Genomic DNA, 9077 nt, shown 5'->3' on the forward strand with positions numbered 1-9077 from the left:
CGCGCTCCGCCGCCGCCCCGGCGGAGGGGCGTACTGAAAGGACGACCGCGTGAGCGTGGCGCTCAAGCACCAGCGGATCCTCGTCGAGCTTGAGAGGGAGATCCGGTCCGGCCGGGTGCCCCGCGGGGCCCGGCTTCCGGGGGAGGTCTCGCTCGCCCGGCGGTTCGGGGTCAGCCGCAACACCGTCCGCACCGCGCTCGCCGAGCTGAACCAGGCCGGCCTGATCGCCACGCGGACGGGCAAGGGGTCCTTCGTCCTGTTCGACGGCCGCCCGCTGGACTCCCGGCTCGGGTGGGCACGCGCGCTGGCCGACCAGGGTGTCGAGACGAGGGTGCGGGTGCTCGGCATCACCGCCACCAGAGACGACCGGCTGGCCGCGCGCCTGAACCTCGACTCGCCCGAGGTGATCGCCGTCGAACGCGTGCGGGAGATCGTTCCGGGAGCCGTGATCTCGTACGAGCGCAGCTGCGTCCCGGCGATCGACGAGCTGAAGGAGCTGCCCACCCGGGGGCTGGAAGGCGGGTCGCTGATCGAGACCCTCGTCCGCGCCGGGCTGCACGCCGACCACGGCGAGCAGCGGCTCTGCGGGCGCCGGATCGACGACCGCGAGGCGGCTCTGCTCGAACGCGAGCCGGGCGAGTGGTTCCTCCGCACCGAACGCACGAGCTGGACGGCCGACGGACGCTTCGCCGAACACGTGAGCAGCCTCCTCGACCCCGAGCACTTCCAGCTCCACCTCACCTTCAGCCAGAGCGACACATGACCGCTCCGGCGCGGAGGTGGTCGACGCGGCCCGTACGGCGAACGCCGCTGCGGCACTGGCCGTGACGTCGTACGGCCCCGCCACGGCACCGACCTCCGCCGAACTAGCCCGATTCCTCGCGACGCGCCACGTGCGGCCCTGGTCATCGGGTCCGTGGTTCAGGTGTCCAGCGGTCGGGTGGGGGGGGGCAGACGTTCGTGTTGGGGGGTCAGGTTTCTACGGTGCCGCCGCTGCGCCAGTAGATGTTGTTTTCTCTGGAGAGCATGCCCTCCTCGACGAGGTAGCGGCGCAGGGCCGCGAAGTCGTCGTGGAAGGCGCGCAGGGCGATGTTCACGTCCTTCTCCGCGTAGCGGACGCCGGGCTCGAAGACGCGGGCGATGTAGTCGAGCACGACCAGCCGTTTCTCATGCCGCGTCGGAATCGCCCGCAACCGGCCTTCGACCAGGAACTTCTGCACGACCCTGTCCTCGGCGGAGACCGGGGCGACGGGCTTCGCGGTGGCGTGCAGCAGCTCGCGGAACCTCTCCCGCCGCACCCGCCAGCCGTCCTCGGACTTCTCGGCGAGGCCGCCGCGTTCGAGCCGGTCGAGTGCCCGCCGTACGGCGTCCTGGTCGAGGCCTGCGGCGTCAGTCCCGCCGTTCAGGACGAGAGCGGAGAGAACCCGCAGCGTGTCGTCCTGATAGAGCAGTCCAAGGACGCGCCTGATCTCTTCCTCGCTCATGATCTCCAGCCAATCGACTCAGGCGATGATGTGCCGCACGGCCCGGATCCGCCGGGCGCGACCAGACCTCCACACATATTGACCCCCAGCGGGCTCGCCGATCCTCTCCCCCATCATTGCGGTCCCCCGAGGCTGCGCGGGTCCCAACTTGGTCTGGCCTTCACTCGGGCCCTGGCCGTAGAGTCGATCTTCGCCTTCGACTCAGGGAGGACGTGCCGCCGGACGAGATGACCCCGCGGAGCGTGGGGGCGACCACCGCGAACATCGCCCGCATGTACGACTACTGGCTGCGGGAAAGGACAACTTCGCCGCAGACCGCGAGAGCGCGGCCGCTCTCAGGTCCCGGTCACCCCGAGGCGCGTCAACATGGGCCAGAACGCCAGGCCCCTTCGGAGTGAAGAAAGTGGATATTTCACCACACCCCCTTCCCGGAAAGTCGTTATCTATACGACTTTAGATGCTTTAAAGGCAGAGGGTCGAATTACTAGAGCGTGCTGTTTATTTGCTTCACCGAGGCTTCATCCCTGCGTCTTCATCCCTTGAATGGGTAATTCCTGATTCACGGCACCACGACCGCGACATCCCTCTATTTCCGGCCTTTCCGGAACTCATTGCTACTGGGATGGTTCGCGGTTCCGTCGAGGCGGAGCTCCGTACCCGCCGGCCGGTGAACGCTCGCCGTCACGGGTGGCGGCGACCAGGACACACATCGGGAGGCAGGATGAACGACGACGGCACGCTGGTGCTGGGGCGGTCCCCCGCTCGGTTTCCGGCGGCGCCACGGGGCTCCCTGAGACCCGGCGGTTCGCGGATGGCGCCGGTGCTCGGACCGGCCTTCGTCGCGGCGATCGCCTACGTGGATCCCGGCAACGTCGCCACGAACCTCATGGCGGGCGCGACCTCGGGTTACATGCTCGTCTGGGTGGTCGTGCTGGCGAGCCTGGTGGCGATCCTCGTGCAGTTCCAGGCCGCCAAGCTCGGCATGGTGACCGGCAAGAGCCTGCCCCGGCTGTGCCGCGAGCGGTTCTCCCGACGCGGCGGCCTGCTGCTGTGGGTCCAGGCCGAGGTCGTCGTGCTCGCCACGGACCTGGCCGAGTTCGTCGGCGCGGCCATCGGGATGCAGCTGCTCTTCGGCATGCCACCGGGGGTGTCGGCGCTGATCACCGCCGTCGTGGCGCTGCTGATGCTGCGCATGCGGCGGCGCGGCCGTGCGCGGCGGTTCGAGCTCGTGAGCGCCGCGAGCCTGCTGCTCGTCGGCGCGGGCGTGGCCTACGACATCGTGCGCGTGGGGCACCAGTCCGTCGCCGGGCTGGCGGGCGGGCTCGTACCGCGCCTGGACGGCGGGGGCTCGGTGGTGCTCGCCATGGGGATCGTCGGCGCCACCGTCATGCCGCATGCCATCTACCTGCACTCCGCGCTCGTGCAGGGACGGGGATGGCCGCCGGGTGCGGCGTGGCAGCGTCCCGCGCTCGTACGGCGGGCGCTGCGTACGGACTGCCTGCTCGGCCTCGGCGCGGCCACGATCGTCAACGTGGCGATGCTCGCCCTGGGCGCGGGACTCGGCACCTGGACGGGCGGGTCCTGGACCGGCGACCTGTCCGCCGCCCACGCGGAGCTGCTGAGCCGGGCAGGCGGCGCCGCCGCGCTGGCGTTCGCCGTCACGCTGCTGTCGTCGGGGATCTCGTCCTGCGGGGTCGGGACTCTGGCGGGCGATGTGGTGATGGAGGGCTTCGTCGGCCGCCGCGTACCGGTCTACCTGCGGCGTCTTGTCACGATGACGCCGGCCGTCGTCGCCCTGATGCTCGGTGTGCCCCTGACCAGCCTACTGATCCTGAGTCAGGTGGTCATCTCCCTCGGCGTGCCCGTGGCGCTGTTCCTGCTCGTCTATTTCTGCCGCGACCGCTCCGTCATGGGCCCGCTGGTCAACGCGCCGCTCACCACGCGGATCGCGGCCTGCGCGGGGGGCGCGGTGGCCGTCCTCGGATGCTGCCTCCCGCTGTCCCTCCTGTTCTGAGACCGCCGGAATCCGACCCATTCGAGGAGATCAGCTACATTTCCGGATTCGGAGCCTCTGGTGTTCCTGGAGATGTTCCGTAACCCGCGCTTCGAGGACATCTCGCTGGCCCAGTGGATGGCCAACACCCCGCCGCAGGTCAGCGCCGACACGCTCAACATCCCGCGTTCCATGGTCGAGGCCCTTCCCAAGAGCGAGCACAGCGTCCTCCGGTGACCGAGGCGCCCGTACGGGCGCCTGCCTGGGCCCGGATACCGCGATGTCGTGACCGCGCCCGGGTGCTGTCCGGAATGTTGCGGGGACGCTCTTGCTAAGCGGGCCGTGGGCAATTATTTTCATCCAATCGCCTGTGAGTGAAAGGAATGATTGCGCACGGCTCGCGTACGAGCGCGCCCGCCGGACGTTCGAGCTCAGGGCCGTCGAAGGCCACCGCGTGGAAGGGAGCTGAGACGATTGGACATCAGTGCCGCCGCTTACGTCCAGAAGATCGAGAGGCTGGTGCACGACGTCGCGGCGAGCCAGGCGCGGGCCGTGGGCGAGGCCGCGAGCCTGCTCTGCGCCTGCCTGCGCGGTGGCGGGGTGATCCAGGCGTTCGGCTCCGGGCATTCCGAGGCGATCGCGATGGAGATCGCGGGACGCGCCGGCGGGCTCGTCCCGACGAACCGGCTGGCACTGCGTGACCTCGTGCTGTACGGCGGGGAGTCTCCCGACGTACTCCGCTCGGCCGAGCTGGAGCGGGACCCCTCGATCGCCCACCGCATCTACGACCTCGCGCCCGTACAGCCGCAGGACGCCTTCGTCATGATCTCCAGCTCCGGGGTCAACGGCTCGGTGGTCGAGCTGGCGTCGATCGTCAAGGAACGCGGCCACGGGCTGGTCGCGCTGACCTCGGTGCGGCACAGCACCGAGATGAAGTCCCGCCACGCCTCCGGGCTCAAGCTGCTCGACCTCGCCGACGTCGTGCTCGACAACGGCGCTCCGTACGGCGACGCGGTCATGCCGCTTCCGGAGGGCGGCACCTTCGGAGCGGTGTCCACGATCACTTCGGCCCTGCTCGCGCAGATGGTCGTCGCCGAGGTGGTGCGGGAGCTGCTGGAGGCCGGTGAGGTGCCACCGATCTACCGTTCGGCCAACGTCGTCGGGGGTGACGAGCACAACCGGGCGCTCGAGAGCCGCTACGCCGGGCGCATCCGCCGCGGCGGCTGACCGGTCGCGACTCTCCCCGGAGAGTCGCGGTTCCTCATCCAATGCTTTGACACCAGGTTTGACCAGAGAACCCCCGCACCCGTACGAGGCCCTCCGCCGAACGCGAGGCCGCGGCGGACGCTCCAGCCCCCCAGGAGGACTTATGGCGGACAGCTCCTTTTCCCGGCGTGAACTACTGCGCAGCGCCGCCCTCGCCGGCCTGCTTCTTCCCGCGGCGGGCGCGCTGTCGGCGTGCGCGTCCCCGGCCGGCGGCGGCAACCCCGGCGGGTCGCAGGCCCCCGCCACCGGGGCCAAGACGGCGACCAACCCGCTCGGCATCGCGGAGGACAGGCCGTTCGAGGTAGTGATCTTCGACGGCGGCTTCGGCGACGCCTACGCCAAGGACATCCACGAGCCGCTGTTCAAGAGCAAGCACGCCAAGGTCGAGATCAAGCACACGGCCACCAAGGAGATCGCCAAGACGCTGCAGCCCCGGTTCGCCGGGGGCAACCCTCCGGAGTTCATCAACAACTCCGGCGACAACGCGATGGACTTCGGCGCGCTCGCCCAGGACGGCCAGCTGCAGGATCTCGGCGCGCTGCTGGACGCTCCGAGCTGGGACGACCCGAGCGTGAAGGTGCGGGACACGATCCTGCCGTCGGCCATCGAGCTCGGCACCTACGACGGCACCTTCTCCGTGCTGAACTACGCCAGCACGGTGTGGGGCATCTGGTACTCCAAGAAGCTCTTCGGCGACAACGGCTGGGAGGTGCCCAAGACCTGGGACGAGTTCACCGCGCTGTGCGAGAAGATCAAGAAGTCCGGCAAGGCCGCGCCGTTCACCTACGCGGGAAAGCACCCGTTCTACATCTACGAGACGATCCTCACGCTCTCCGCCAAGATCGGGGGCGCCGATGTCCTGAAGAACATCGACAACCTGGCGGACGGCGCGTGGAAGGCCGAGCCGGTCGCGAAGGCCGCCGGCGCCTTCGCCGAGATCGGCGCGAAGTACCTGCTCCAGGGCACCGAGGGGCTGGACCACATCCAGACCCAGACGGCGCAGAACAAGTACGAGGTGGCCATGCTGCCCTGCGGGTCGTGGCTGGAGAACGAGCAGAAGGACACCACCCCGGCGGACTTCGGCTACGCCATGTTCCCGCTCCCCTCGTTCACCGGGTCGGACGCCCTGCCGTACGGCACGCTGCACTCCCGGCCGGGTGAGGAGTACTTCGTGGCCGCCAAGTCGGCCAACCCGCTCGCCGGCGTGGAGTACATGCGGGCGATGCTCTCCAAGGAGGGCGCGGGCAAGTTCACCGAGCTGGTCAGCACGCTGACCGTGGTGAACGGCGCGGCCGACGGGCGCACGCTCAAGCCCGGCCTGGAGAGCGCCGCCTCGGCGCTGAAGGAGGCGGGGACCAACGTCACCTACTTCAGGTTCCGCCAGTGGTACAAGGAACTGCACGACGAGGTGGCCGCGGCCACCGGCCAGCTGATGTCGGGCCGGCTGAAGGTCGCGGAGTGGGCCGACCGCATCCAGAAGAAGTCGGACGAGATCAAGAACGACTCGTCCGTCAAGAAGTTCACCCGCTGACCGGCGGGCACGGCGGTTCAGGGACCGGCGGGAAAGGCGGTGAGCAGGATGGCCACCACGAGGACGCGCCTGTTCGGCAGGGCCGACTTCACCAGGGCGCGGTTCATCGCGGGCTTCCTGGCGGTCCCGGTGCTGCTCTACCTGGTCTACGTGATCTCCCCGTACGCGCAGGCCTTCTACATCGCGATGACCAACTGGCGTGGCGTGAGCGCGAGCCCGCGGTTCGTCGGGCTGGAGAACTTCCAGCGACTGCTCGGCGACGGCACCTTCTGGACGGCGGTCGGCCACAACGGCCTGCTGCTCGTGCTGCTGCCCCTGCTCACCATCGTGATCGCCCTGTTCTTCGCCTTCCTGCTCAACGCGGGCGGGACGGGCGGCGGGGTGTCCGGCATCTGGGGTTCGAGGTTCTACCGTGTGGTGTTCTTCTTCCCCCAGGTGCTGGCCGTCGCGATCGTCGCCGTCCTGTTCCAGCAGGTGTTCCGGCCCGACCGGAGCGGCATGCTGAACGCGCCGCTGATGGCCCTCGGGCTGGAGCCGGTCGGGTTCCTGTCCAACCCCGATGTGGCGTTCTGGTCGATCCTTGGGGTTCTCGTCTGGCAGGCCGTGGGGTTCTACGTCGTGCTCTTCTCGGCCGGCATGGCGTCCATCCCGCGCGAGATGTACGAGGCCGCCCAGATCGACGGGGCGGGACGCGTCCAGTTGTTCGCCCGGGTCACGCTGCCCCTGCTCTGGGACACCGTGCAGGTCGGATTGATCTATCTGGGCATCGCCGCGCTCGACGTGTTCGCCATCGTGTGGGTGATGACGGCCGAGCACGGCGGGCCCGACCACTCCACGACGGTGATGGCCGCCGAGATCTACCGCAACGCGTTCCAGTACTTCAAGTTCGGCTACGCCTCGGCCATGGGCGTGGTGCTGTTCTTCTTCACGGTCGCCTTCGCGGTGCTGGCGATGCGCCTGTCGCGTCGCGAGCGGATCGAGTTCTGAGGGGGCCTGACAATGGTTTCGCGGGCGGAGAAGGTGACGCTCAGCAGGAGCGCGGCGCGCGAGCGGCGCAGGATCCGCCTCGGCCCGCTGTCGGGGCTGTCCCACCTCGCGCTGATCGTGTGGACCGTGCTCGTGGTGGTGCCGATCGTGTGGACGTTCCTCGCCTCGGTGAAGAGCGAGGACGAGATCTTCGGCAGCGCGTGGTCGCTTCCCGCGACCATGCGCTGGGACAACTGGGCCCGCGCCTGGGACAACGCCCACGTCGGCCAGTACCTGGTCAACAGCGTCGTCACCGTGGCGTTCGGCACGTTCGGCACCATGCTGTTCGGGTCGATGGCGGCGTACGTGCTCGCGCGCTACCGTTTCCGCGGCAACCGGGCGATATACCTGCTGTTCGTCTCGGGCCTGGCCTTCCCGGTCTACCTGGCGCTCACGCCGCTGTTCTTCGTGGTGCAGAACATGGGGAACATCCCACTGATCGGCCAGTTCATCGGGCTGGACTCACGTGGCGGGCTGGTGCTCGTGTACATCGCGTACTCGCTGCCGTTCACGGTGTTCTTCCTGTCGGCGTTCTTCCGCACGCTCCCCCACGCGGTGGCGGAGGCGGCGTTCGTGGACGGGGCGTCGCACAGCCGGGTGTTCTTCCAGATCATGCTGCCCATGGCCCGGCCGGGCATCGTCAGCATCACGATCTTCAACATCCTCGGGCAGTGGAACCAGTACCAGATACCGCTGGTCCTGCTCAGCGGCCAGTCGAGGGACAAGTGGGTGATCACCCAGGGCATCGCGGACATCTCCACGGCGGCGGGCTACGACGCCGACTGGTCGGCGCTGTTCGCCGCGCTCAGCATGGCCATCCTGCCCATGCTGATCGTGTACACGATCTTCCAGCGCCAGATCCAGGCGGGGCTCACCGCCGGGGCGCTCAAGTAGCCCGGCTCCACGAGGCCAGGACGGCGGTCAGCCGTGGAGGCGCTGTTTCATCTCGGCCTCGTAGATGTGCCGCCGGCCCCCCGCCAGCTCGTTCCTGATGCGCTTCTCCAGCTCGACGAAGCAGCGGCGGTAGCCGTCCTCGTACTCCTCGACGATCTGGAAGGTCCACCTGCCGGCGAGCACGTCGCGGCCGAGCAGGTCGGCGCACACCGCGTCGGCGTGATCGCCGTGCCCCGCCTCGCGAAGCAGGCTCACGGCGTCCTCCAGCATCAGGTGGGCACGCCCGGTGAGCTGGTGGAAGGCGTACAGGTGACCCCGCGCCCGCTCGGCGGTCTCCAGGGCCTCCGACAGCTTGCCGAGAGCCTCGACCGTGGTGTCGTCCATCCCGGCGGGCCGCCGGTGGCCCGGATCTGGGAGATCATCGCTCATGAGGTGATCACTACCCCGCGCGGACGCGCCAATTCTGGCTCCGGGCGGCCTTGGCCCTGCGCTCGTCGGGATCGGTGCCTCCCCAGATGCCGTGCTCCTCGCGGCTGGTCACGGCGTAGTCCAGGCAGGGGGTGCGTACGGGGCAGCGGCGGCAGACGGCCTTGGCCCGCTCGTGCTGCATGTGGCCGGGGCCCTTCGCCGATATCGGGAAGAACAGCTCCGGATCCTCGCCGCGGCAGGCGGCACGACGCAGCCACGAAACAGCAGGTATGACGGTGTCCTGGATGACCATGGCTATCCCATACGAGTGAGTGGACGTAACGGGCCGCCGGCTCAGCCCGAGAAGTCGCGTGCCCGCTCCGAAGGCGTTGACACCTCTTTTTAGGGATAAATGCACCAAGCCAATTCGGCTGTTTCGGTCCAAACGTATTCACGCGTTTCTGCCGCCCGTACT

The 9077-nt window shown here is 68.9% G+C and carries 10 protein-coding genes; 7 read left to right on the top strand and 3 right to left on the bottom strand.

The annotated features are described in order from the left end of the window. Window positions 1–49 precede the first annotated feature (49 nt). Entirely contained in the window at window positions 50–763 is a 714-nt protein-coding gene (locus tag ACOZ38_RS22550) for a GntR family transcriptional regulator (RefSeq protein WP_424533169.1), read from the top strand. Between the two features lie 208 nt (window positions 764–971). Here the strand turns inward: ACOZ38_RS22550 and ACOZ38_RS22555 are convergent, their stop codons facing one another. Next, on the bottom strand, window positions 972–1484 hold the full coding sequence (locus tag ACOZ38_RS22555) for a DUF2087 domain-containing protein (RefSeq protein ID WP_424533170.1): 513 nt from the start codon (window positions 1482–1484) through the stop codon (window positions 972–974). 721 nt (window positions 1485–2205) lie between these two features. On the opposite strand from ACOZ38_RS22555, the gene ACOZ38_RS22560 reads away from it, so the two are divergent. The 6 genes from ACOZ38_RS22560 (at window position 2206) to ACOZ38_RS22585 (ending at window position 8194) form a co-directional block, all read left to right on the top strand. Beyond that, entirely contained in the window at window positions 2206–3498 is a 1293-nt protein-coding gene (locus ACOZ38_RS22560; RefSeq protein ID WP_424533171.1) for an Nramp family divalent metal transporter, read from the top strand. A gap of 60 nt (window positions 3499–3558) precedes the next feature. After that, on the top strand, window positions 3559–3714 hold the full coding sequence (locus tag ACOZ38_RS22565; RefSeq protein WP_424533172.1) for a hypothetical protein: 156 nt from the start codon (window positions 3559–3561) through the stop codon (window positions 3712–3714). 237 nt (window positions 3715–3951) lie between these two features. Then, complete coding sequence (locus ACOZ38_RS22570; protein ID WP_424533173.1) at window positions 3952–4704, top strand: sugar isomerase domain-containing protein; 753 nt, start codon at window positions 3952–3954, stop codon at window positions 4702–4704. A 142-nt stretch (window positions 4705–4846) separates the two neighbouring features. After that, window positions 4847–6274: an N-acetylglucosamine/diacetylchitobiose ABC transporter substrate-binding protein gene (ngcE, locus tag ACOZ38_RS22575; protein WP_405149898.1), complete on the top strand. Its 1428-nt coding sequence runs from the start codon at window positions 4847–4849 to the stop codon at window positions 6272–6274. Window positions 6275–6322: 48 nt separating this feature from the next. After that, window positions 6323–7261 (top strand): carbohydrate ABC transporter permease, encoded by a 939-nt coding sequence (locus ACOZ38_RS22580; RefSeq protein ID WP_405149899.1) that lies wholly within the window; start codon window positions 6323–6325, stop codon window positions 7259–7261. 12 nt (window positions 7262–7273) lie between these two features. After that, on the top strand, window positions 7274–8194 hold the full coding sequence (locus tag ACOZ38_RS22585; RefSeq protein ID WP_405149901.1) for a carbohydrate ABC transporter permease: 921 nt from the start codon (window positions 7274–7276) through the stop codon (window positions 8192–8194). Window positions 8195–8221: 27 nt separating this feature from the next. Here the strand turns inward: ACOZ38_RS22585 and ACOZ38_RS22590 are convergent, their stop codons facing one another. Both ACOZ38_RS22590 and ACOZ38_RS22595 read right to left on the bottom strand, forming a co-directional pair. Continuing rightward, entirely contained in the window at window positions 8222–8623 is a 402-nt protein-coding gene (locus ACOZ38_RS22590) for a hypothetical protein (RefSeq protein ID WP_424533174.1), read from the bottom strand. 10 nt (window positions 8624–8633) lie between these two features. After that, window positions 8634–8915: a WhiB family transcriptional regulator gene (locus tag ACOZ38_RS22595; RefSeq protein ID WP_405149903.1), complete on the bottom strand. Its 282-nt coding sequence runs from the start codon at window positions 8913–8915 to the stop codon at window positions 8634–8636. Between the last annotated feature and the right edge of the window lie 162 nt (window positions 8916–9077).

This window comes from Sphaerisporangium viridialbum, from assembly GCF_049674955.1.
Lineage (GTDB): Bacteria > Actinomycetota > Actinomycetes > Streptosporangiales > Streptosporangiaceae > Sphaerisporangium > Sphaerisporangium viridialbum.